We start from the raw sequence: 23,379 nt of genomic DNA on the forward strand, positions 1-23,379 counted from the left end.
GCGGATCGACGAGGCGATCATCGTCGGCTTCCTCCTGCCGTCCTGGTCGTCTGCCGCTTCGCGCGCTTGCCGAAGCCGGCGCCTCACGGCGGTCGACGGCCGCTATCGCGGCGACCGACCGTCCTGCTGGCTTGGCTCGCGGATCCCGCGCCGACGATCCAGGCGGTCGTGTCCGCCTCGGCGCCGCCGTCGGTGTTCGTGGCACCGCCGCCGTGGGACTCCTCCGCGGAACGGAGCCGGTGCGCGGACCGGATACCTGCCCCCATGTTCGTGCGGGAGTGGGGCTGATTCACTTCAGGCGCTTCTCGTGGTCCTCCCAGATACCGGTGGCCCGGCGCGCAGACTCGGCGCCTGCACTACGTCTGTGGCGGGACGCGAGGAATGGGTGGTCATCTGCGTGCCGGCCGTGCTCATCGCAGAGCTGGCGCTATGCCGTTTCACGTGAAACACGATCCCGGTCGGCCGCCGACCTGGCCCGTGCTTCGCGCTCCGGTTCTGGGACTCGCCCAGGCGCACGCCACCGGTTCGTCAGCTCTGCCGTCTCCGCTCGGTCCGGCGGACGCCGCGGCGATATTCGCCAGAGCGGCGGGTTGGCCGGAGCCGCCGCAGGTCCAGCCGGAACATCCGCACCGCGTCGGCCCGCACCCGGTTCTCGAAGGAACTCCATGCGTGAGCCGGCCTACGAGTGCGCCAGAGCGCGGTGGCTTCCGGCGCGAGCGGCAGCTGCGCCGCGACCGCAACGCACCCCGCTATCAAGGAGTGAGCCGGCGGCCTACGACCGGAGCCGCGCTCCGAGCTTCACCTCGGGAAGCCCGAGCCGGACAGCCGGGTGCGCGATCCGGCGCCCAGGCACGCCCCGTTGAGCATCGCCACTGTCAGCACCGGACTGAGCCGGACGGCGCGCAGGAAGTCGGCCACTCTCGCGATCAGCCGCCGCACAGTGATCGGCGTGAGGTCACGGCGTCGAGGTGCATCCCGGCGGAGAACGTGCGCTCGCCCAGCGCCGAGATCGCGGAGGGCGTCGGCGACGCACCCACGTATCGAGCCAGGTTCTCGTCGCAGTCGGATGCAGGCTGCTCGGCAGGCGTTGGCCCCGTCCGGCCGTGGCACACGGCGGGTCATCGCAGGCGGGGGACTCCCGGCAGCGTTCGTTGCTCCTCGCGGTACTCCGTCTGCGCTGGACCGCTCCTGCGTGAACGATCGGGCATCGCCTCCAACCAGGTGGCTCGCTCTGCAGCACGCTGCGGGGCGGAGCCGAGCGGAGGGAACAGGCGACGGCGGCCGCGAGCCGGACCGCGGTCCCATCACCGCCCGCCGCCGCTCGCGGTGGCTCGCCGGTGCCGGCGGTTGCGGTCGCTTGTTCAGCCGCGCTGCCGGAGGGCTCGTGCCGTGCACGCCGTTGAACGCCGGACCAGCCTCGCCCAGCCGAGGTCCTGCTGCACCCCGTGCCCACCGGCATGCCGCCCACGCCGGCGAGGGAATTGAGCCGAGACGGCGCCTGAGATCGTCGTGCCGCAGAATGCGGCCGTGAGCGAACGAACTGTGGCTGTGTTGGCCGGAGGCCTCTCCCACGAGCGCGAGGTGTCCCTGCGGTCCGGGCGGCGACTCGCGACCGCTCTCTCGGAGGCGGGCGCCTCGGTCCGGGAGTGGGACGTCGACGCCGCCCTTGTCGAGCGACTCCGCACCGACCCGCCGGACGCCGTCGCGATCGCGCTGCACGGCGGCGAAGGGGAGAACGGTTCGGTCCAGGCCGTGCTCGAGCTTCTCGGGGTTCCGTTCGTCGGCACGCCGGCGCAGGCGTGCCGACGTGCCTGGGACAAGCCGACCGCGAAGGCGGAGCTCGCCCGTGCGGGGCTCGACACCCCGGACTGGGTGGCGCTCCCGCACACGACGTTCCGTGCGCTCGGCGCGCAGGCGGTGCTCGACGCGATGGTCGATCGCCTCGGTCTCCCGCTGATGCTCAAGCCCGACCAGGGAGGCTCCGCGCTCGGCTCCCAGGTGGTGACGGAGCGGGCGGAGCTTCCCGCCGCGATGGTCAGCTGCCTCGCGTACGCCGACACCGTGCTCGCCGAGCGCTTCGTCGCGGGCACCGAGGTAGCCGTGTCCGTCGTTCACGACGGCGACGAGCCACGCGCGCTGCCGCCGGTCGAGGTCGACGCCGGCGGCGTCTACGACTACACGGCGCGCTACACGCCCGGCGCCGCGACGTTCCACTGCCCGGCACGGCTCGACGACATGACGCTCGCTGCCTTGGCGGAGAACGCTCTGGCCGCGCACCAACTCCTGGGGCTGCGGGACGTCTCCCGGATGGATGCCGTGGTCGACGGCGACGGGCGGGTGCAGATCCTCGAGGTGAACGTCTCGCCCGGCCTGACGGAGACCTCGCTGCTGCCTACCGCCGTGCGGGCAGCCGGGATGAAGCTCGGCGACCTGTACGCCGCTCTGGTGGAGCGGGCGGTGGCGCGACGCTGAGGCGTTTCACGTGAAACGCAGCCCCGTCGTGTTTCACGTGAAACACGACGGCAGGCTCACTCCTCGGTGGGGCGGTCCATGAGCTTCGCGATGCGTTCCAGGTCCTCGACGGACCCGAACTCCACGACGATCCGCCCCTTGCGCTGGCCGAGCTCGACCTTCACACGGGTGTCGAACGTGTCGGACAGGCGATCCGCCAGATCCTGGATTCCGGGCGCCTGCATCGTCTTGCGGCGCACCGACTTGGCGGACGCGGGAGCCTCCCGCCGCAGGAGCACGACGGCTTCCTCCGTGGCGCGGACGGACATGCCCTCGGCGACGATCCGCGCCGCGAGCTCCTCCTGCCGCTCGACGTCGTCCAGCCCGAGCAGCGCGCGAGCGTGGCCGGCGGAGAGCACTCCTGCCGCGACGCGGCGCTGCACCGACACCGGCAGCTTCAGGAGTCGGATCGTGTTGGTGACGACCGGACGGCTACGGCCCAACCGGTCGGCGAGCTCGGTCTGCGTGACGCCGAACTCCGCCAGCAGCTGCTCGTAGGCGGCCGCCTCGTCGAGCGGGTTGAGCTGTACCCGGTGGATGTTCTCGAGCAGGGCGTCACGCAGCATCGCGTCGTCGCTCGTACGCCGGACGATCGCAGGCAGCCGAACGAGACCGGCTCGCTGCGCGGCGCGCCACCGGCGCTCGCCCATCACGAGCTCATACGAACCGGGGGAGGCTTCGCGAACCACGATCGGCTGCAGGAGCCCGAACTCACGGATCGAGTGCTCCAGTTCGGCGAGGCTCTCGTCGTCGAACTGGGTGCGCGGCTGCTGCGGGTTGGGCCGAATCGCGGCTAGGTCGATCTCGCGATAAACGGCGCCGGCGACAGAGGTGGGCACCGGTACGGACGAGAGCTCGACCGAGTGGGTCGGACGCGGCGTGGATGATGAGCCTGCCGAGGGGGCGGGTGCGGCGGTGAGGACTGCCGTGGGTGCCGACGCCACCGGGGCGCCACCAGGCGGTGCGGTGGGGATGAGAGCCGCCAGGCCACGTCCCAGCCCGCCCTTGCGCTGGGTTGCCACCCGCTCCGCTGGACCTGCCCGCTCGCTCATCCTTTACCGCCCGTCTCGGTCGATGGGTACGTCCATGCGCGCTCCGCGCTCGGCGATCTCACGGGCCGCGTCGACGTAGCTCATCGCTCCACGCGAGCCGGGGTCGTAGGCGAGCACGGTCTGGCTGTACCCGGGTGCCTCGGAGACCTTGACACTGCGGGGAATGACTGTACGCAGCACGGTGGGGCCGAAGTGGCTGCGCACCTCGTTCGTGACCTGGTCGGCCAGCTTAGTGCGGCCGTCGTACATCGTCAGCAAAATCGTCGATACGTGCAGTGCCGTGTTGAGGTGCGACCGCACGAGGTCGATGTTGCTCAGCAACTGGCCGAGACCCTCGAGCGCGTAGTACTCGCACTGGATGGGGATCAGCACCTCGCTGGCGGCCACCAGCGCGTTGACGGTGAGGAGCCCGAGTGAGGGCGGGCAGTCGACGAAGACGTAGTCCACCCCCAACTCGGCGAGCGATCCGTCGTACAGCGCCTGCTTCAGCCGGTTCTCCCTCGCCACCATGCTGACGAGCTCGATCTCCGCCCCGGCGAGGTCGATGGTGGCCGGAACGCACAGGAGGTCGGGCGAAGCAGTGCTCCGCACCGCCGCATCGGCGAGACGGATCTCGCCGAGCAGCGCTTCGTACACCGACGGCGTGCCCAGCCGATGCTCGACGCCGAGGGCGGTGCTGGCATTGCCCTGTGGGTCGAGGTCGATCACCATCGCGCGAACACCGTGCATCGCAAGCGCCGCGGCAATGTTGACAGTGCTGGTGGTCTTGCCGACCCCACCCTTCTGGTTGGCCACGGTCAGGACGCGCCGGTGCGTCGGCCGCGGCATGCGGTGCCGGTCGGGATGGAGTACCCGAGCCGCTCGCTCCGCCTCCTCCGCGATGGGGGTCCATCCCGGTGTTTCACGTGAAACGTTATGGAGCATCTCGCGCTGGGACATCTCGTGCTGGGACACCTGGAACGTCACGCCTGCCCTCTCCTGCGCCGCGAGCGCTCGGGGCTGCCGGCTCCCCGTACCCGCTCCACGACGACCACCGTGCTCGGGGGATCGATGACTCCGACCCCGGCCCGCTCGATTCGTGGGATCCCGCCGCCGAGCTTGCGGACTGCCGCCGCATCCCGCTCGACCTCGGCCGGGGCGCTCTCGCCCTTCATGGCGAGCATCAACCCGCCCGGCCGCAGCAATGGGAGGCTCCAACCAGCGAGCCGTGCCAAGGGCGCAACGGCGCGAGCGGTCACCACGTCGGCTCCCTCCCATCGCCGCCGGACCACAGTCTCCTCGGCCCGACCGCGTTCAACCGCTATCGACAGGCCGAGATCCGCGATGACCTCGTGGAGCCACTCGACACGACGCGCGAGGGGTTCAATGAGGACGATGCGGAGATCCGGCCGGGCCAGCGCCAACGGTATCCCGGGAAGCCCCGCTCCCGAACCCACATCCACAAGACGCGCGCCATTCGGCACAAGTTCCGCGACGAGGGCGCAGTTCAGAACGTGCCGATCCCAGACGCGCGGGGCTTCTCGCGGCCCGATCAGACCTCGCTCCACACCGGACGTGACGAGGTGTTCGGCGAACCGCTGGGCGAGGGGTAACCGATCCCCGAAAACGGAACCGGCCACCCCCTCGCTGGAGACGGGGGTGGCCGGAACGTCAGGCACCGCGGAAGACGACGACCTGCCGCCGCGGCTCCTCGCCCTCGCTCTCGCTGGACACTCCCTTGACGCGAGCGACGGCGTCGTGGACGACCTTGCGCTCGAAGGGTGTCATCGGGCGCAGCCGCACGGACTCCCCGGACGAGAGCACGTCCTTCGCCGTGCGGGTGCCGAGCTTGGTGAGCTCGTCGCGCCGCGCCTCTCGCCAGCCGGCGATGTCGAGCATCAACCGGCTGCGGTTTCCCGACGCCTGCTGTACAGCGAGCCGGGTGAGTTCCTGCAGGGCCTCGAGCACCGCGCCGCGCTCGCCCACCAGCTTGTCCAGGTCTTCGCCGCCGTCGATGCTCACAATCGCCCGGCCGGCCTCGACGTCGAGGTCGATGTCCCCGTCGTAGTCCAGCACGTCGAGCAACCGCTCGAGGTAGTCACCAGCGATATCGCCCTCGCGCACCAGCTGGTCCTCGGCGCTGCTCGCAGCGACGCTCTCGGTGGCCCCGTCCTGCGCAGTCTTCGGCACGATGCGTCTCCTCTCCCAAACGGTTGCGATGACACCGGGGCACCCCGGCACACCGCTGCGGTCGCCGGCGAGGGCGACCGCGGATGGCTCGTCGTCAGCGGCGCTTGCGCGGGCGCCGCGCGGGCGGCCGAGAGCCACCACCGCTGCGCGCGCTTCTCGCGGAGTCGCCTGCTGTGCTGTTCGTGCTCTTGGTGGCGCCATTGGCGGAGGATTCCCCGGTGGCGGCCGGCGTCGCGGAACCGTTGGCCGTGCCGTTCGCGGTGCCGTTCGCGGTGCCGTTGGTGGAGGACGTGCTCGGCTTGCGGGTGACCGGCTTCGCGCCGGGCCGCTTCGTCGGCTCATCCTCGGGCTGGGTCTCGGGCCGCACCGGCTTCTGGCCGGGGCGCGGTGCCAGCGCCTGCCTGTTGGCGACCGCCTGCTCGCGCTTCGTGCTCTCCTCGGCGTCGATACGCCGGTACACCACGTACTGCTGGCCGAGCGTCCACAGGTTGTTGGATACCCAGTAGAGGAGCACCGCGAGCGGCAGGAACGGCGCACCGACCACGACGCCGATCGGGAAGACGTACAGCATCAACTTGTTCATGATCGCGGTCTGCGGGTTCTCACCCTGCGCCGCGGTCTGGCGGGCCACCGAGTGCCGTGCCGTGATGTGGGTGAAGATGCCCGCCGCGATCATCAACGGGATCATCACGATGAGCATGTTGGCGATGGTGGTGCCGCCGCCGGGGAGCGCACGCAACGCCGCTTCGCCCTGTGTCACCCAGGCGCCCAGCTTGGCGCCGAAGAGGTTGGCGTCGTTGAACGACTGAACGCCGCTCGCGTCGAAGTAGTAGTTCTCGGTGCGCGGTGCGCCGTTGGGCAGGACGGGGCCGAACTCGCGCAGCACGTGGAAGAGGCCGATGAAGACCGGCACCTGGACGAGAACGGGAAGACAGCCGGCCACCGGGTTGACGCCGTGCTCCTTCTGGAGCTTCTGCATCTCCTCGGCCTGCTTCTGCCGGTCGTTCGCATATTTCTTGCGGAGCTTCGCGATCTCCGGCTGGAACTCCTGCATCTTGCGCATCGAGCGCACCTGGCCGACGAACGGCTTGTACAGGATCGCGCGCAACGTGAAGACGAGGAACACCACCGCCAGGGCCCACGCGATGCCGCTGGACTCACCGAACAGGTAGCCGAACGCCTTGTGCCATACCCAGAGGATGAACGAGACCGGGTAGTAGATGAAGTTCAGCACGGCGCTTGCTCCTCGAGGTGGTTCCGGGCCGAGCGGGAACGGCGCGGTGGCACCGGGTCGATACCGCCAGGGTGCCACGGCGCACACCGCAGCAGCCGACGAAGCGTGAGCCACGATCCACGCAGTACGCCGTGCACCTGCAGCGCCTCGATCGCATAGGCACTGCAGGAGGGGTAGAAGCGGCACGTCGGGGGCAGCGCCGGAGAGATCCAGTGCTGGTAGAAGTGCAACAGGCCGATGAGCGCCCGCGTCACGACGGAGCGGCGCGCGCCGTCAGTCATCGTGGGCTCCCGGAAAGCTTTCGCATTGCACTCCGCAGACCGGCGTCGAGGTCCTCGGCGAGCTCGGCCGACGAGGCGTCAGCAGCCGGTGGCAGCGCCCTGACGACGAGGAGGGCATCCGACGGGAGCTGTGTGAGCCGGGGTGCGACGAGATGGCGGAGCCTGCGCGTCACCCGGTGCCGGACGACGGCGTTTCCCACTGCTCTGCTCACGACGAACCCCGCCCGCGGCCCACCGTCTCCGGCCCCGCCACAGATGTGGACGACAAGCCGTGACCGTCCGCTGCGCCGGCCCCGCCGAACGACGGAAGCGAACTCGTCCCGGCGAGTTAGCCGGGATCCGGCCGGCAACACCGGGACGGCCGAATCAGGCCGAGAGCCGCTCGCGGCCCTTGCCGCGGCGGGCCGCGATGATGGCTCGGCCGGCGCGGGTACGCATGCGCAACCGGAAGCCGTGGGTACGGGCCCGGCGGCGGTTGTTCGGCTGGAAGGTGCGCTTGCCCTTGCTCACGGTCGGCTCTCCTGGTCGACGGCGCGGCAAAGCCGACCGTCGGTGATCATCGTGCATCGGGTTCGGACTGGTGGTGCGGTGGTGCTGCGACACCCGCACGAACCGACGGCGGTCCTAGGACAGCACGCGGCTCACCTGCGCGGGCGCGGTTGATTCCAGGGTACGCAGCCGCCGCACAGAGGGTCAAACCAGGTCACGCCTCGTCATCCCGATGCAGCCTTGCGCGATCAGGCGGCTTGTGGCAAGCCGCTCTGATTGTTAGCGTGCGCCCTTCAAAGTTCGATCCGGGGGGATCGCCGAAACACGGCCACCACCACCTTCGCGGGCCCGCGCGCATTCGTCGCTGCGTGTCCGCGTAGCGTCTTGCTCACAGGTGTGGACAAGCCTGGGGATGATCGATCGATCGGGCGCGAGCACGTCCGGAGCGACGACCGGAGGGGAGCCCGGACCGGTGCCCGACCAGCCAGGAGACCTTGGTCAGGTCTGGAACCGTGTGATCGCCGACCTCTCGGGAGCCTCGTCCGGCTCCGGCATCCACACGCTCTCCCCGCAGCAGCGGGCGTTCCTGCGACTCACCCGCCCGTTGGGTCTGATCGACGGCACCGCGCTCCTCGCCGCCCCGAGTGAATTCGCAAAGGACGCGATCGAGCGAATACTGCGCCGTCCCATCAGCGATGCGCTCGGCCGGCACCTCGGGGTCGCTGTGAACCTCGCGGTCGTCGTCGACGCCTCGGCGGCGTCCGGCGGCACGGAGGTGCCGGATCCTCCGGGAGCGATGGTGCGCAGCCCGGCCTCCATCGACGGGCCGCCGACGGATCCGCGGATCAACGAGCAGCCTCGTGACGAGGTCAACGGATCGGACGGGTCGGTGCTGCCGATCACCGGACCGCTCGCGCTTCGCGACCCGAGCAGCGCACACATGGCGATGCCGAACGGCGGCTCCGGCATCGACGGCCGCGCGCCCGAGGTGTGGCCGACCTATTCGGGTCCACCCGCGGGCGAGCAGGTCACTCCGCGGTCGCAGACACGGCTGAACGAGAAGTACACCTTCGACACCTTTGTCATCGGTGCGTCCAACCGGTTCAGCCACGCCGCCGCGGTCGCTGTGGCCGAGGCGCCGGCTCGTGCGTACAACCCCCTGTTCATCTGGGGCGACTCCGGGTTGGGCAAGACCCACCTGCTGCATGCCGTCGGGCACTACGCCCAGCGCCTGTTCCCCGGCATGCGCGTGCGGTACGTGTCCACCGAGGAGTTCACGAACGACTTCATCAACTCGCTGCGCGACGACCGCAAGGTGGCCTTCCAGCGCCGCTACCGCGACGTCGACGTGCTGCTGGTGGACGACATCCAGTTCCTGGAGGGCAAGGAAGGCACCCAGGAGGAGTTCTTCCACACCTTCAATACGTTGCACAACGCGAACAAGCAGATCGTCGTGTCCTCGGACCGGCCGCCCAAGCGGCTGGAGACGCTCGAGGACCGGATGCGCACGCGGTTCGAGTGGGGCCTGATCACCGACATCCAGCCGCCCGAGCTCGAGACGCGCATCGCCATCCTCAGGAAGAAGGCCGCGCAGGACCGGCTCGCGGTACCCGGGGACGTCCTGGAGTTCATCGCCGAGCGCATCGAGCGCAACATCCGCGAGCTCGAGGGCGCGCTCATCCGGGTCACGGCGTTCGCGTCGCTCAACAGGCAACCGGTCGACACGCAGCTGGCCGAGATCGTGCTGCGCGACCTGATCCCCGACTCGGCGGCGTCCGAGATCACGGCGCCGACGATCATGGCGGTCACCGCCGAGTTCTTCGGTGTCTCCATGGACGAGCTGTGTGGGCCGGGGAAGACGAAGGCGCTCGCCCAGTCCCGTCAGATCGCCATGTATCTGTGTCGTGAGCTGACCGACCTCTCGCTGCCGCGCATCGGCCAGACCTTCGGCGGCCGCGACCACACCACTGTCATGCACGCGGACAAGAAGATCCGCAACGAGATCGCACAGCGGCGCAAGACCTTCGAACAGGTCCAGGAGCTGACGGCGCGGATCAAGCAGCGCGCCCGGCAGTAACACGGCCTACGGCCGCGGACGGCGTACGAAGCAGTAGGGCTTGAGCTCCCACCCCGGACGGGGACGACTCGCGCCGCGTTAACGAGGCCGTACGACGCCACCAGTTCGCCGGGAGCCGCTGCGTCCATCGCCGGAGTCGACTGTTCCCGGCCCGCGGGCACGCGTCACGGGTGATGGCTGCGCCGGGGGCGCGAGTGGCCGACCGAGGCCGCGACGGCGCCGGCCCGCGGCAGAGAAGTAGGTGCTGCCGCCGACAGAGGACAGCGGAGAGAGAACTGCTGTCGGCGTCACCGCTGTGACCGACCGCGACCACGGGCTCGAAACGAACCCGGGGCCCGGCGCGATTCATCGTCATGAGGTGCCGTCTGCCGACGACGGATGCCTCTCCGTCGACTTCGTCGGCCGTCTCGGGGTGCGCTCCCGGCGGTGCGGACGCGTTCGTCCCCGCCACCGGTCGTGCCCATCGACCCCTCGGCAGGTGATGAAGGTGCACGCCGCAGGGCGCCGGCGGGTGCGGAGAGTCGTACTGGCGGTGGAGGCGCGCCGAGATTCGGGCCTTGCGGCGCGACCGTCGTCCGCTCATCCACAGCCGTTCGGCGCGCGACGGCAGTCGGTCAGCGTTCCGTCTGATGACGCGCCGTGTTCAAACTGGCCAAGACCGTGACGGAGAGTTCTCAGTCTTGTGTCGCGAGGGAACTCTGTGAGTTCCGCCCATCCACGAGAGCTGTGTTCTCGCAGGAAAACCCGTCGCACTGCGTCCCCACCCGACCACTCTTCACCCACATCTGGGGATAACTCTGTGGATGGTCCGTTCAGCGGCCGTGGACGGATCGGCCCGCAACGGTGGACAACCGGTGTTCATCTCGGGGACAGATGGGGTTCGTCAACCGCCATCCACCGGACCGCCAAAGCACCCACCGCTGGCCCCTCAGATCGCTCCACACCCCGCCACGCCGTCTGACCTGCGACAACGGCGTCCATCCACACTGTGCACAGGCCCTAGTACTACTGCTGTGGATCTCTTCATGAAGAACTTCAAAAAGAACAACGGCGTGGATGGAGCCGACCGCGGCCCGGATCGGGTCCCGCCTGGCCGGGATGACACCCGCGGTCCGGAGGCTCTACGGTTGTCTTCCGGCTCAGACAGTTCCGGGCTGAACCAGATCGGTGCCCGGCGTTCCGACCCGGCATGACCCCCTCGGCTCCCCAGCCGTCGGGTCCACGTGAGCTCGTTCCCACACCGCCAGTGCGAGAGGTCCCCTCATGAAGTTCCGGGTCGAACGCGACGTCCTGGCCGATGCTGCCGCCTGGGTGGCTCGCAGCCTTCCGGCGCGGCCACCGGTCCCGGTGCTGGGTGGCGTCCTGGTCGAGGCGTCCGGTGGCGCCGACGGTGAGCGGCTGACGGTCTCCGGGTTCGACTACGAGACGTCGGCTCGCGTCGAGCTGGACGCGACGATCGGTGACCCCGGCCGCGTGCTCGTGTCCGGGCGGCTTCTGGCCGACATCACTCGTGCGCTGCCGTCCAAGCCGGTCGACCTGGTGATCGACGGGGCGCGCGCCACGATCACGTGCGGGAACAGCAGGTTCAGCCTGCCGACGATGCCGGTCGAGGACTATCCGCAGCTGCCGGCCATGCCGCAGCTCGCGGGAAGCGTGGCGGCGGGCGAGCTCGCCGAGGCCGTTGCTCAGGTCGCGGTTGCGGCCGGCCGGGACGACACGCTCCCGATGCTCACCGGCATCCGGCTGGAGATCGAGGGATCCCGGCTCACACTCGCCGCCACCGACCGGTTCCGGCTGGCCGTCCGCGAGCTGGACTGGACTCCGGAGGACGAGGCGCAGTCCAGCGCCGTGCTGATCCCGGCACGCACGCTCGCGGAGGTCGCCAAGACACTCGCCGGGGCGGGCACGGTCGAGCTGGCCCTGTCGGCGGGCGACGGAATGCTCGGCATCACCGGTGCGGGCCGGCGCGCCACCACCAGGTTGCTCGACGCGGAGTTCCCGCGGTTCCGCCAGCTGATCCCGGCCGAGCACACGAGCGCCGCCGTCATCGAGGTGGCCTCCCTGGTCGAGGCGATCAAGCGCGTGGCTCTCGTCACCGACCGCGTGGCCCAGGTCCGGATGGAGTTCGGCGAGGACGGACTGCGTCTCGCCGCAGGTGGCGACGACGTGGGCAGCGCCGAGGAAGAGCTGCCCTGTGAGCTCGACGGGGCACCGCTCACGATCGCGTTCAACCCCGGCTACCTGCTCGACTCGCTCGGCGCTCTGCACACGGCCCGCGCCCAGTTGACGTTCACCACTCCCAACCGACCCGCGCTGGTCCGCCCTGTGCCTGCCCCGCCTGCGGAGGACAATGCAGGGCAGGAGACTGCAGAGCCCCTGCCCGGCTATCTGCACCTCCTGATGCCCGTCCGCCTCCCCGGCTGACCGGTCCGAGCGCGGGCGAGCTCCCCGACACCGACACCAGGAGTGGAACCGTGCAACTCGGACTGATCGGTCTGGGCCGGATGGGTGGCAACATGCGCGACCGGCTTCGGGCCTCCGGCCACGAGGTCGTCGGGTACGACCCCCGGCCGGATGTCAGCGACGTCGAATCGCTCGCCGCGCTGGTCAAGACGCTGCAAGCCCCCCGCGTGGTGTGGGTGATGGTCCCCTCCGGCGAACCGACACGGAGCACCGTGCGCGCACTCGCCGAGGTCCTCGAACCAGGTGACCTGGTGATCGACGGCGGCAACTCCCGCTACACCGACGACGGGCCGAACGCCGAACTGCTCGGCGCCGAGCAGATCGGCTACCTCGACGTCGGGGTGTCCGGTGGCGTATGGGGCAAGGCCAACGGCTACGGGCTGATGGCCGGCGGGTCGGCGGAGGACGTCGAGCGCGCGATGCCGATCTTCGACGCCCTTCGGCCGGAGGGGCCACGCGAGGAGGGCTTCGTGCATGCGGGTCCCGTCGGGGCCGGGCACTTCTCGAAGATGGTGCACAACGGCATCGAGTACGGCCTGATGCAGGCCTACGCCGAGGGTTTCGAACTGCTGTCGGCCACTCCGCTGGTCACGAACGTGCCGGGAGTGTTGCAGGCGTGGTCGCGCGGCACGGTCGTGCGCTCGTGGCTGCTCGACCTGCTGGTCAACGCGCTCAAGGACGATCCCACCCTCGCCGAGCTCGACGACTATGTCGAGGACTCGGGTGAAGGTCGCTGGACGATCGAGGAAGCGATCCGGCACGCGGTGCCGCTGCCGGTGATCTCCGCGGCGCTGTTCGCCCGGTTCGCCTCACGCCAGGAGGTCTCGCCCGCCCTCAAGGCAGTCGCCGCGCTCCGCCACCAGTTCGGTGGGCACGCCGTGAAGTCGGCCGCCGGGCCGTCCGGCACGCCGGGCGAGCACGCGGGTCCGAGCTCGGGCCCGGGCTCGACCCAGAGCTGATGCACCTGCGGCGACTAGCCGTCGCCGACTTCCGGTCGTGGGAGACGGCCGAGCTCGAGCTGGAGCCCGGCGTCACGGTGCTCATCGGCCCCAACGGGGTGGGCAAGACGAACCTCGTCGAGGCCGCGGGGTATCTGGCCACCCTCGGTTCGCACCGTGTCGCCACCGATGCGCCGTTGATCCGCCGCGGCGCGGATCGTGCCGTGGTGCGCGGGTTGGTGGTGCACCACGGGCGCGAGTTGAGCGTCGAGCTGGAGATCACGGCAGGTAAGGCCAACCGCGCGCGGGTGAATCGGGCACCGGTGCCCAGGCCGCGTGACGTGCTGGGGATCCTGCGAACCGTGCTGTTCGCGCCGGAGGACCTCGCACTGGTGCGCGGCGATCCCGGGGAGCGCAGGCGTTTCCTCGACGACCTGCTCGTGTCGCGGTATCCCCGGTACGCCGCCGTGCGTGGCGACTACGACCGGGTGCTGCGCCAGCGGTCGGCGCTGCTCAAGACCGCGCGCAACGGGCGGGCCGACCTCAGCACGCTCGACGTCTGGGACGGGCACCTCGCCCGGAACGGGTCGGCGTTGCTGGCCGGCCGGCTGGAGCTGGTGGCCGCGATCGCCCCCCTCGCCGTCGAGGCGTTCGCCGACGTCGCCCCGACGTCGGACCCGATCGACCTGGTGTACCGCTCGAGCCTCGACGGGGACCTGCCGGGTTCGGCTGCCGAGCTCGAGATCCGGCTCCTCGACGCGCTCGCCGCGGTGCGCCGGCAGGAGGTGGAGCGCGGCGTCTGCCTGGTCGGCCCCCATCGCGACGACCTGGAGTTGCGCCTGGGCGACGGGCCGGCGAAGGGGTACGCCAGCCACGGGGAGTCGTGGGCGATCGCGCTCGCCCTGCGGCTCGCCTCCTACCGCCTGCTCCGCGACGACGACGTCGAGCCGGTCCTCGTGCTCGACGACGTGTTCGCCGAGCTGGATTCGCGCCGCCGCAGCGCGCTCGCCGATGTGGCGCTCCGGGCCGAGCAGGTGCTCATCACGGCCGCCGTTCCGGAGGACGTTCCTACCGGTCTGTCGGGCGTTCGCTTTGCGGTGGGCGGCGGTACTGTCGATCGCCTTCCGCAAGAGGCCACGTCAGCGCCGTCCGTGTGATCTCCAACACCTGTGAACAAGGTTGTGGATACTGTGGATAACTCTGCCTCCACTGGTGATGACGAGCGGAAACGACCGCCCGGCGTGCATCGGGAACCGCCCGCCGCGCCCCCTTCGAGGTCAGTTGTCCCCAGCCCTGGGGATGAATCGGGGAAAACCGTTGGGCGCTCGGGAGAGGCGGGGCACGGGGCCGACATCGCCCGTGAGGCCCTGCGTGCCGCGCGTGCAGCATCGGCGGAACGGGCGGCGCAGCGCGCGACGGAGCGGCAGGGGCGCAAACCGGTCGCGTCCCGGGGCAGGCGCAGGCGGTGGTCGGGCCCGGGCCCCGACGACCGCGACCCGCAGCCGTTCGGCCGGTTGGTGTCCCGGGTGGCCCTGGACCGTGGGTGGTCGCCCCGGCTCACGGATGCCACCGTCCTGGGCCGCTGGCCGCACCTCGTGGGCGCGGAGATAGCCGACCACTGCACGCCGTTGTCGCTGCGCGACGGTGAGTTGGTGCTCCAGGCGGAGTCGACGGCGTGGGCCACTCAGCTGCGCACGTTGCAACGCCAGCTGCTGGTCCGTCTCGCGGGCGCGGTGGGTAAGGACGTCGTCCGCCGGATCCGCGTCGTGGCGCCGTCGGGACCCAGCTGGCGGCACGGCCCCCGGCACGTGCGGGGACGCGGACCGCGCGACACGTACGGCTGACCTGCGCGCGAGGCGGACCGGAGGCGTACGAGCGGCACGCGGCCACTCAGCGCCGCGTGACTGCGCCGGAGCCCGTTCGTAACCCCCGGGCCGCGCTCATGACCCGTCGAAGTCCACGATCGGCTGTCTGAGACGATTTGAGGGGTCTCCTAGGCGCGTTTCTGTGCTGGCGCACCGGTATGATGGGAGACGTGTTCCGGGCGCTCCCCGATCGCCCGGTCGAAAGGCCCCGACGCCGGACGGCGCTTCCCCGCGCGTTCCCGGTGGACGGGCCCTCGTGGCGAGGAGACAGGCAGCCCGTGCCGGAGAAGAAGAACAACGCCTACAGCGCGTCATCCATCACTGTGCTCGAGGGGCTGGAGGCGGTTCGCAAGCGCCCCGGCATGTACATCGGGTCCACGGGCGAACGCGGTCTGCACCACCTGATCTGGGAGGTCGTGGACAACGCCGTCGACGAGGCGATGGCCGGCTACGCCACGCGCGTCGAGGTCACGCTGCAGGATGACGGCGGCGTGCGCGTCGTCGACGACGGGCGCGGCATCCCGGTCGGCATGCACCCGGTGGAGAAGCGGCCCGCCGTCGAGATGGTCCTCACGATGCTGCATGCCGGCGGCAAGTTCGACGGCGAGTCCTACGCCGTGTCGGGTGGCCTGCACGGCGTCGGTGTCTCCGTCGTCAACGCGCTGTCCGTGGCGCTCGACGTCGAGATCAACACCGACGGGTTCGTCTGGCGCCAGCACTACGCGCGTTCGGTGCCCGGTCCGCTGCGCAAGGGCGAGCCCACGAAGCGCACCGGTAGCTCGGTCACGTTCTGGCCGGACGGCGACATCTTCGAGACGCTCACGTTCAACATCGAGACGATCCGCCGCCGCCTGCAGGAGATGGCCTTCCTCAACAAGGGCCTCACGATCGTCCTGCGGGACGAGCGCAACGGCGACAACGGCGAGGCGGAGGAGCCCGACGCCGAGGGCTACGTGGCGAAGGTCAAGGAGTACACGTTCTGCTACCCGAACGGGCTCGAGGACTTCGTCGCGCACCTGAACAAGTCGAAGGACCCGATCCACAAGAAGCTCGTCGCCTACACCGCCGAGGGTGAGGGCCACGCCGTCGAGGTGGCGATGCAGTGGAACTCCGGCTACACGGAGTCCGTCTACACGTTCGCCAACACGATCAACACCCACGAGGGCGGCACCCACGAGGAGGGCTTCCGCTCGGCGCTCACCACCACGGTCAACCGCTATGCGCGCGACAAGAAGCTGCTCAAGGAGAAGGACCCGGCCCTGTCCGGCGACGACATCCGTGAGGGTCTCGCAGCGATCGTGTCGGTGAAGGTCAAGGAGCCCCAGTTCGAGGGGCAGACCAAGACGAAGCTCGGCAACACCGAGGTCAAGTCGTTCGTGCAGCGGGTCAGCAACGAGTGGCTGGCCGACTGGTTCGAGCGCAACCCCGCCGAGGCCAAGCTGATCGTCAACAAGGCGGTTCAGTCGGCGCAGGCGCGGGCTGCGGCGCGCAAGGCCAGGGAGCTGGTGCGGCGCAAGAGCGCGGGCGACATCGGCGGCCTGCCGGGCAAGCTGGCCGACTGCCGGTCAACCGACCCGTCGAAGTCCGAGGTCTACATCGTGGAGGGCGACTCCGCGGGTGGCTCGGCGAAGTCGGGCCGCGACTCGATGTTCCAGGCGATCCTGCCCATCCGCGGCAAGATCATCAACGTCGAGAAGGCGCGCATCGACCGCGTTCTCAAGAACACCGAGGTCCAGGCCATCATCACGGCGCTGGGCACCGGTATCCACGACGAGTTCGACCTGGCCAAGCTGCGCTACCACAAGATCGTGCTCATGGCCGACGCCGACGTCGACGGCCAGCACATCCGCACGCTGCTGCTCACCCTGCTGTTCCGCTTCATGCGGCCGCTCGTCGAGGCCGGCCACGTCTTCCTCGCGCAGCCGCCGCTGTACAAGATCAAGTGGGGCGGGCGGGGGGCCGAGCCGGAGTTCGCCTACACCGACCGCGAGCGCGACGGGCTCATCGAGGCCGGCCGGGAGGCGGGCAAGAAGCTGCCCAAGGACGAGGGCATCCAGCGCTACAAGGGCCTCGGCGAGATGAACGCGAAGGAACTGTGGGAGACCACGATGGATCCGGCCAACCGGTTGCTGCTGCAGGTCACCCTCGACGACGCCGCCACGGCCGATGAGCTGTTCTCGATCCTCATGGGCGAGGACGTCGAGTCGCGCCGGTCGTTCATCACGCGCAACGCCAAGGACGTGCGCTTCCTGGACGTCTGACAGCCCTGACGTCTGACCCAAACCGCATTGTGATCACGAGAAGGACCACGTGACAGACACCCTCGACCCCACACTGCCCCCGCCGCCCGGCGGTGGCGACCGCACCGAGCCGGTCGACATCCAGCAGGAGATGCAGCGCTCCTACATCGACTACGCGATGAGCGTGATCGTCGGCCGCGCGCTGCCGCTGGTCGAGGACGGGCTCAAGCCGGTGCACCGGCGTGTTCTGTACTCGATGGGCGAGAACGGCTTCCGTCCCGACCGCAGCTACGTCAAGTGCGCGCGCGTCGTCGGCGAGGTGATGGGGAACTACCACCCGCACGGCGACTCGTCGATCTACGACGCGCTCGTGCGGCTCGCCCAGCCCTGGGCGCTGCGCTACCCGCTGATCGACGGGCAGGGCAACTTCGGCTCCCGCGGCAACGACCCGGCCGCGGCGATGCGGTACACGGAGTGCCGCCTCTCGCCGCTGGCGATGGCGATGCTGCAGGACATCGACGAGGAGACCGTCGACTTCGCCGACAACTACGACGGCAAGACGCAGGAGCCCCTCGTCCTGCCGTCGCGGGTGCCCAACCTCCTGATCAACGGCAGCGCGGGCATCGCGGTCGGCATGGCCACGAATGTCCCGCCACACAACCTGCGCGAGGTCGGCGCGGGGGTCGTGTGGTCGCTGGACAACTGGGAGGCCACCGACGAGGAGCTGCTCTCTGCGCTCATGGAGCGCATCAAGGGCCCGGACTTCCCCACCGCCGGCCTGATCGTCGGACGCGACGGCATCGAGCAGGCGTACCGCACTGGCCGCGGTTCCGTGCGGATGCGTGCCGTGGTGGAGGTGGAGGAGGACGCCAAGGGACGCGCCATCCTCGTCGTCACCGAGCTGCCCTACCAGGTGAATCCCGACAACCTCATCGAGTCGATCGCGGCCCAGCACCGCGACGGCAAGATCGCCGGGATCGCGGAGATCAACGACGAGTCCTCCGACCGTGTGGGCATGCGGATCGTCATCACGCTCAAGCGCGACGCCGTCGCGAAGGTCGTGCTGAACAACCTCTACAAGCACACCCAGCTGCAGTACGGCTTCGGCGTCAACATGCTGGCGATCGTCGACGGGGTGCCGCGCACCCTGCGGCTCGACCAGGTGGTGCGCAACTACGTCCGCCACCAGATCGAGGTCATCGTCCGGCGCACCCGCTACCGCCTCCGCAAGAAGGAGGAGCGGGCCCACATCCTGCGTGGTTACGTCAAGGCGCTCGATGCGCTCGACGAGGTCATCGCGCTGATCCGGGCGTCGGAGACCGTCGAGGTCGCCCGCGACGGCCTGATCCAGCTCCTGGACGTCGACGAGATCCAGGCGCAGGCGATCCTCGACATGCAGCTGCGGCGCCTCGCCGCCCTCGAGCGCCAGAAGATCATCGACGAGCTCGCCGAGATCGAGCGGGAGATCGCCGACCTGCAGGACATCCTGGCCAGGCCCGAGCGGCAGCGGCAGATCGTGCGCGACGAGCTCACCGAGATCGTCGAGAAGCACGGCGACGACCGGCGCACCCGGATCGTCGCCGACGACGGGGACGTCACCAACGAGGACCTCATCGCCGTCGAGGACGTCGTCGTCACCATCACCCAGACCGGCTACGCCAAGCGCACCAAGACCGACCTGTACCGGGCGCAGAAGCGTGGTGGCAAGGGCGTGCAGGGCGCCGCGCTGAAGCAGGACGACATCGTCGCCCACTTCTTCGTGTGCTCCACGCACGACTGGATGCTGTTCTTCACCAACAAGGGGCGGGTCTACCGGCTCAAGGCCTACGAGCTGCCCGAAGCCAATCGGAGCGCGCGGGGCCAGCACGTCGCCAACCTGCTCGCGTTCCAGCCTGACGAGCACATCGCCCAGGTCATGCAGATCAGCGACTACCAGGCGGCGCCGTACCTGGTGCTCGCCACCCGCACCGGGCTGGTGAAGAAGTCGCGGCTCACCGACTTCGACTCGCCGCGTTCGGGCGGTCTGATCGGCATCAACCTGCGCGAGGACGACGAGCTGGTGGGCGCGGTGCTCTGCTCCGCAGAGGACGACCTGCTTCTCGTGTCCGCCGAGGGCCAGTCCATCCGGTTCACGGCAAGCGACGAGGTGCTGCGCCCGATGGGCCGCGCCACGTCCGGCGTGCTGGGGATGCGCTTCAACTCCGGCGACCGGCTGCTGTCGCTCGGCGTCGTCCGCCAGGACACCTTCGTGCTCGTGGCCACGGCAGGCGGATACGCGAAACGTACGCCCATTGAGGACTATCCCGTTCAGGGTCGCGGGGGTAAGGGTGTTCTCACGCTTCAGTACGACCGCCGCCGTGGCACTCTGGTTGGCGCGCTCATCGTCGGCATCGACGACGAGCTGTACGCGATCACCTCGACCGGAGGGGTGATCCGCACGTCGGCCCGCGAGGTTCGCAAGGCCGGTCGCCAGACGAAGGGGGTGCGCCTGATGAATCTCGGCGAGAGCGCCACCCTGCTGGCGGTCGCGCGTAACGCGGAGGACGACGCGGAGGACGGGCAGCTGAACGGCCCCACCAGCTGACCTAGCGATCCGTCGAGCCGGCACCACCCCACCTGGCCCCGAGGAGACGTTCACCTCGTGAACGACAAGACGAGAAAACCGAACGAGCCCGACGGCCGCGGCCGGGTGGCCACCGGAGAGTCCGCTGCGGCGGGCGGCGCCGACACCAAGGGTGGCGCCGCCCCCGCGGATCCGCAGGTCACGAACGGTGCCGCCGCTTCCGCGGGCTCGCCGGGTCCCGAGTCCGCCGGGGGCGCGGACGACGGCGCGGCCACTTCTCGGACCAAAGACGATAAATCGGACGTTCCCGCTCGGCCCGATCCGGAAGGGCCGGAGGCCGTCACGACGGAGCTTCGGCTGCCGACGTCGGCCAACGGGTCTGCCTCGCGCCCGGTTCCAGGAGCACCGGGGGACGGTGCGGCCACCACCAAGCCCGACAAGGCGGATGCTGCTCGTCCCGCCGAGAACGGCGTCCCGGTCCCCAAGGCGGCGGCCGCCCCACCCCCTGGCCCGCCCAACCGACGGCCTGCGACGGCTCCGGCACCGCCCACACCGCCGCCGCCCACCCAGGCGCCGCCCGCTCAGGCACCGTCGCCTCAGGCGCCGGCCACACCGGCCGGCCCTCCGCCGTGGAACCGGATTCCCGGCAAGGCCGCCCCTGAGCGGTTCGAGCGTGCCGGCAACGACCGGCCGGCGGGCGGTCTGCTGGAGGACGCGCCCACCACCTTCCTCGAGCCTCCGGCCCTGCCCGGCGTCTCGTCGGACGCCGACGCACCCGGCTCCGAAGGCGAGGGGGCGTCAGCAGGCCGGCCACGGCGCAGCCGCCCGCCGCGCCAGGCGGCGCTGCAGCTGAAGCGGCTCGATCCGTGGTCGGTGCTGAAGCTCGCCCTCGTGCTGGCCGTGGTCCTGTTCTTCATCTGGATGGTCGCTGTCGGGGTCCTGTACGGCGTGCTCGACGGGATGGGGGTCTGGGACCGGCTCAACGGCACCTACGCCGACCTCGTGTCGGGAGAGGCGCCCACCGGTAGCCCGCTGATCAGCGCAGGGCGCGTCTTCGGCCTGGCAGCGGTGATCGGCGCGATCAACAGCCTGCTGTTCGCTGTTGCCGTCACGATCGGGGCGTTTGTCTACAACGTCTCGGCCGACCTCGTCGGCGGCATCGAAGTCACACTCTCCGAGCGAGACTGACCACCCTTCCGGCTCCCCCTCGATAGGGGGAGCCGGTGGGAAGGCACGGGAGGGGCTGAGGTAACCTCATTTGCACCGCAGGGGCCCATAGCTCAGTTGGTTAGAGCGCGTCGCTGATAACGACGAGGTCGCTGGTTCAAATCCAGCTGGGCCCACTCCCCATCCCTTGGGACAGGTAGGACGTGAACCCGTGAAGAAGATCATTGCAGCTCTCGTTGCCATCGCAGCCGGCGCGCTTGTGTTCTCGAAGGTCCGCGCCTCGCGTTCGGAGAACGACCTCTGGCACGACGCCACCAAGAACTGAGCCCGGCGTACCCCCGCTCACACCCGAGCGGGTAACGTCCTCGCTCAGCAACGGGGACGTAGCTCAATTGGCAGAGCACCGCCTTTGCAAGGCGGGGGTTAGGGGTTCGATTCCCCTCGTCTCCACAACGCTGACCAGTGGCGTATGCGCTGGTCAGCGTAGCGATACCTGATCATGCGGCAGGCTCGTCCGGCCGCGTGAGCTGTTTGTGTCCGTGCGTGGCCCTCTGCGGCTCGTTCGGGTTCCTCTTCCAGCTCGACGCGCATCTCTCGCGCGATCTCGCGGTCACGGTCGCGCGTCGCCCGCTGGTGGATCATCGCGGCTCGAACACTGCCGTGACACATCCGCGCCATCAGCTCTTTCGTACTCGCGCCGGTCAAGGCGGCCAGATGGTTGCCGTGACGTGCGAGTTCCGGAGCATCGCCGGTGGTGTCGCCACGGTGTGCCGTGCAGCTTCGCTTTCGGGCGGATTCACGAGTAGCCGCCCGCGCCACACTCAGCCTGCGAGCGGCGGACGTGGACCTCTCCCTCGACCGTGAGCAGGAACGCTCCGGCGCTGTGTCCTGCGTAGCACCCTCGCTTGTGGGTCTACGTCCGCGGCTTTCGGTGCGTCGGCCTGAGCGCCGCTCGCGACAACGGCACATTCCTCGCCCTCTCGGAGATCGAGACTTCGGCCCAGCCTGACATGCCGGAAGGGGCATATCAGCGCCCGGAAGCGGCATTGGACCGGCATCAGCCGGCGGCACGACCATGGGGGCGGTCGGTCCTGCCGCACCTCGTCCCCGCCGCACGGGGAAGGCCTCCGACAGGCCCGGTTGAGGGGCGATCGCGTTGGCGAAGTTGTGGTGACTGGGTGACAAAGAGGAGCTGCACCGTGACCGGACAAGATCGCCCCGTTCTGCTGGTGGGGAGCGTGAACCTGCCCACTCGCGACGACGTCTTCGAAGCGGCCGCTGAGTATCTGACGGGTGGTCTGCGCTCGGTGCCGGACGGTGAGACGGGCAACCGGGGCGTCTGGGTTTCGTGGGAGCTGAACCGGATCGGCAAGCTGCCGCAGGTCGACGTTGTCGATGAGATGACCTTCACCAGCCCGGTCCTCGGGGAGTTCAGCAATCCGGTCCTGGTGCCGGCCGAGGGCGTCGACCTCGCAGAGGTGACTTTCGGCCCTTTCAACTACGTGCGGGAGGCGGTCGATTCCTATGATCGCTTCAAGGAGTTGCGCACGGCCGGGAGATTCTCGCCCGAGACCCGCTTTCAGGTGTCCATCCCGACGCCGATGATGTTCGCGATGGTCTTCCCCAAGCACCAAGCGGAGGTGCTGGGAGTGTTCGAGCGCGACCTCGGCGTCGAGGTCGCGGCGCTGCTCGACGAGATCCCAGCGGATGACCTGGCGGTGCAGTGGGATGTCTCCGGTGAGGTCATCATGGAGGAGCAGGTTCGGTACTCGGAGGCCGCGTGGGGCGACACCGGGAACTGGTCGCTGGAGGCGGCGACGGCGTCGATAGCGCGCGTTTCTGATCCGATTCCCGAGGCCGTTCTGCTCGGGGTCCACCTCTGTTACGGCGACCCCGAAGGCACGCACATGATCGAGCCGCGCGACCTCGCGGTCCCGGTCGACTTCGCCAACAACGTCGCCAAGTTGACCACGCGCCGCCTCGACTGGGTCCACATGCCGGTGCCGATCGAACGCGACGACGATGCGTACTTCGCGCCGCTCACCGGTCTGAAGCTGAGCCCGGAAACACAGCTCTACCTCGGCCTGCTGCACAAAGAGGACGGGATGGCTGGCGCGGCGCGCCGGATCGCGATCGCCGCGAAGCACGTCACCGACTTCGGCTTGGCGACGGAGTGCGGGATGGGCCGTGAGCCGGCCGAGGCGATCGACGGCCTGCTGCGGCTCCATCGCGACGCGGCGGCGCTCTAGTTTGTAGCCGCTGCCCGCGGGCGACCGTCAGGGTTTTCACCTCGACGATGCCGTTGGCCAGGTCGACGGACGATCTCGATC

Annotated in this window: 20 protein-coding genes and 2 tRNA genes; 13 read left to right on the top strand and 9 right to left on the bottom strand. The window is 69.7% G+C overall.

Going from position 1 to position 23,379, the window contains the following annotated elements; genetic code table 11:
• Positions 1-798 precede the first annotated feature (798 nt).
• On the bottom strand, positions 799-939 hold the full coding sequence (locus tag ABD743_RS08290) for a hypothetical protein (protein ID WP_344720394.1): 141 nt from the start codon (positions 937-939) through the stop codon (positions 799-801).
• Between the two features lie 588 nt (positions 940-1,527).
• Here ABD743_RS08290 and ABD743_RS08295 point away from each other — a divergent pair.
• Complete coding sequence (locus ABD743_RS08295; protein ID WP_344720396.1) at positions 1,528-2,472, top strand: D-alanine--D-alanine ligase family protein; 945 nt, start codon at positions 1,528-1,530, stop codon at positions 2,470-2,472.
• A 56-nt stretch (positions 2,473-2,528) separates the two neighbouring features.
• On the opposite strand, the gene ABD743_RS08300 is transcribed toward ABD743_RS08295, so the two are convergent.
• The 8 genes from ABD743_RS08300 to rpmH all read right to left on the bottom strand — a co-directional run bounded on the left by ABD743_RS08300 (position 2,529) and on the right by rpmH (position 7,757).
• Positions 2,529-3,533, bottom strand: a complete 1,005-nt coding sequence (locus ABD743_RS08300) for a ParB/RepB/Spo0J family partition protein (protein WP_344720398.1) — start codon at positions 3,531-3,533, stop codon at positions 2,529-2,531.
• A gap of 33 nt (positions 3,534-3,566) precedes the next feature.
• The gene (locus ABD743_RS08305) at positions 3,567-4,502 is read right to left on the bottom strand and encodes a ParA family protein (RefSeq protein WP_344720755.1); all 936 of its coding nucleotides are present in this window, start codon (positions 4,500-4,502) and stop codon (positions 3,567-3,569) included.
• A 23-nt stretch (positions 4,503-4,525) separates the two neighbouring features.
• Positions 4,526-5,182, bottom strand: coding sequence for a 16S rRNA (guanine(527)-N(7))-methyltransferase RsmG (gene rsmG, locus ABD743_RS08310; RefSeq protein WP_344720757.1), 657 nt, complete (start codon positions 5,180-5,182; stop codon positions 4,526-4,528).
• Positions 5,183-5,213: 31 nt separating this feature from the next.
• The gene (locus tag ABD743_RS08315) at positions 5,214-5,732 is read right to left on the bottom strand and encodes a Jag family protein (protein ID WP_344720400.1); all 519 of its coding nucleotides are present in this window, start codon (positions 5,730-5,732) and stop codon (positions 5,214-5,216) included.
• Positions 5,733-5,826: 94 nt separating this feature from the next.
• Complete coding sequence (gene yidC / locus ABD743_RS08320; RefSeq protein WP_344720402.1) at positions 5,827-6,966, bottom strand: membrane protein insertase YidC; 1,140 nt, start codon at positions 6,964-6,966, stop codon at positions 5,827-5,829.
• The gene (yidD, locus tag ABD743_RS08325) at positions 6,960-7,247 is read right to left on the bottom strand and encodes a membrane protein insertion efficiency factor YidD (RefSeq protein WP_241041618.1); all 288 of its coding nucleotides are present in this window, start codon (positions 7,245-7,247) and stop codon (positions 6,960-6,962) included. The genes yidC and yidD overlap by 7 nt, the downstream gene beginning before the upstream one ends.
• On the bottom strand, positions 7,244-7,600 hold the full coding sequence (gene rnpA, locus ABD743_RS08330; protein ID WP_344720404.1) for a ribonuclease P protein component: 357 nt from the start codon (positions 7,598-7,600) through the stop codon (positions 7,244-7,246). Before rnpA ends, yidD begins: the two co-directional genes overlap by 4 nt.
• Before the next feature lie 13 nt (positions 7,601-7,613).
• Positions 7,614-7,757 carry a 50S ribosomal protein L34 gene (gene rpmH / locus ABD743_RS08335; RefSeq protein ID WP_241041616.1) on the bottom strand — a complete coding sequence of 48 codons (144 nt, stop codon included), beginning with the start codon at positions 7,755-7,757 and terminating at the stop codon, positions 7,614-7,616.
• Between the two features lie 451 nt (positions 7,758-8,208).
• Here rpmH and dnaA point away from each other — a divergent pair, with 451 nt between their 5' ends.
• From dnaA to ABD743_RS08395, 12 genes are all read left to right on the top strand, one after another.
• Positions 8,209-9,813 (top strand): chromosomal replication initiator protein DnaA, encoded by a 1,605-nt coding sequence (gene dnaA / locus ABD743_RS08340; protein WP_344720406.1) that lies wholly within the window; start codon positions 8,209-8,211, stop codon positions 9,811-9,813.
• A 1,263-nt stretch (positions 9,814-11,076) separates the two neighbouring features.
• A complete protein-coding gene (gene dnaN / locus ABD743_RS08345; protein ID WP_344720408.1) occupies positions 11,077-12,237 on the top strand; it encodes a DNA polymerase III subunit beta in 1,161 nt (386 codons plus the stop codon).
• A gap of 50 nt (positions 12,238-12,287) precedes the next feature.
• Positions 12,288-13,235 carry a phosphogluconate dehydrogenase (NAD(+)-dependent, decarboxylating) gene (gene gnd, locus ABD743_RS08350; RefSeq protein WP_344720410.1) on the top strand — a complete coding sequence of 316 codons (948 nt, stop codon included), beginning with the start codon at positions 12,288-12,290 and terminating at the stop codon, positions 13,233-13,235.
• Positions 13,235-14,371 (top strand): DNA replication/repair protein RecF, encoded by a 1,137-nt coding sequence (gene recF / locus ABD743_RS08355; RefSeq protein WP_344720411.1) that lies wholly within the window; start codon positions 13,235-13,237, stop codon positions 14,369-14,371. The genes gnd and recF overlap by 1 nt, the downstream gene beginning before the upstream one ends.
• A gap of 360 nt (positions 14,372-14,731) precedes the next feature.
• A complete protein-coding gene (locus tag ABD743_RS08360; protein WP_344720413.1) occupies positions 14,732-15,058 on the top strand; it encodes a DciA family protein in 327 nt (108 codons plus the stop codon).
• Between the two features lie 299 nt (positions 15,059-15,357).
• Positions 15,358-17,340, top strand: a complete 1,983-nt coding sequence (gene gyrB, locus ABD743_RS08365) for a DNA topoisomerase (ATP-hydrolyzing) subunit B (protein WP_344720415.1) — start codon at positions 15,358-15,360, stop codon at positions 17,338-17,340.
• Positions 17,341-17,389: 49 nt separating this feature from the next.
• On the top strand, positions 17,390-19,903 hold the full coding sequence (gene gyrA / locus ABD743_RS08370) for a DNA gyrase subunit A (RefSeq protein WP_344720417.1): 2,514 nt from the start codon (positions 17,390-17,392) through the stop codon (positions 19,901-19,903).
• A gap of 57 nt (positions 19,904-19,960) precedes the next feature.
• Complete coding sequence (locus tag ABD743_RS44410; RefSeq protein ID WP_379659010.1) at positions 19,961-21,070, top strand: DUF3566 domain-containing protein; 1,110 nt, start codon at positions 19,961-19,963, stop codon at positions 21,068-21,070.
• A gap of 81 nt (positions 21,071-21,151) precedes the next feature.
• Positions 21,152-21,225: transfer RNA gene (locus tag ABD743_RS08380), tRNA-Ile, on the top strand.
• A gap of 35 nt (positions 21,226-21,260) precedes the next feature.
• Positions 21,261-21,374 (top strand): DLW-39 family protein, encoded by a 114-nt coding sequence (locus ABD743_RS08385; RefSeq protein ID WP_241041611.1) that lies wholly within the window; start codon positions 21,261-21,263, stop codon positions 21,372-21,374.
• A 52-nt stretch (positions 21,375-21,426) separates the two neighbouring features.
• Positions 21,427-21,499 (top strand) — tRNA-Ala (locus ABD743_RS08390).
• A 455-nt stretch (positions 21,500-21,954) separates the two neighbouring features.
• Positions 21,955-23,298: a hypothetical protein gene (locus ABD743_RS08395; protein WP_344720421.1), complete on the top strand. Its 1,344-nt coding sequence runs from the start codon at positions 21,955-21,957 to the stop codon at positions 23,296-23,298.
• The last annotated feature ends 81 nt before the right edge of the window (positions 23,299-23,379 follow it).

The sequence above is a fragment of the Pseudonocardia yunnanensis genome (assembly GCF_039534065.1).
Lineage (GTDB): Bacteria > Actinomycetota > Actinomycetes > Mycobacteriales > Pseudonocardiaceae > Pseudonocardia > Pseudonocardia yunnanensis.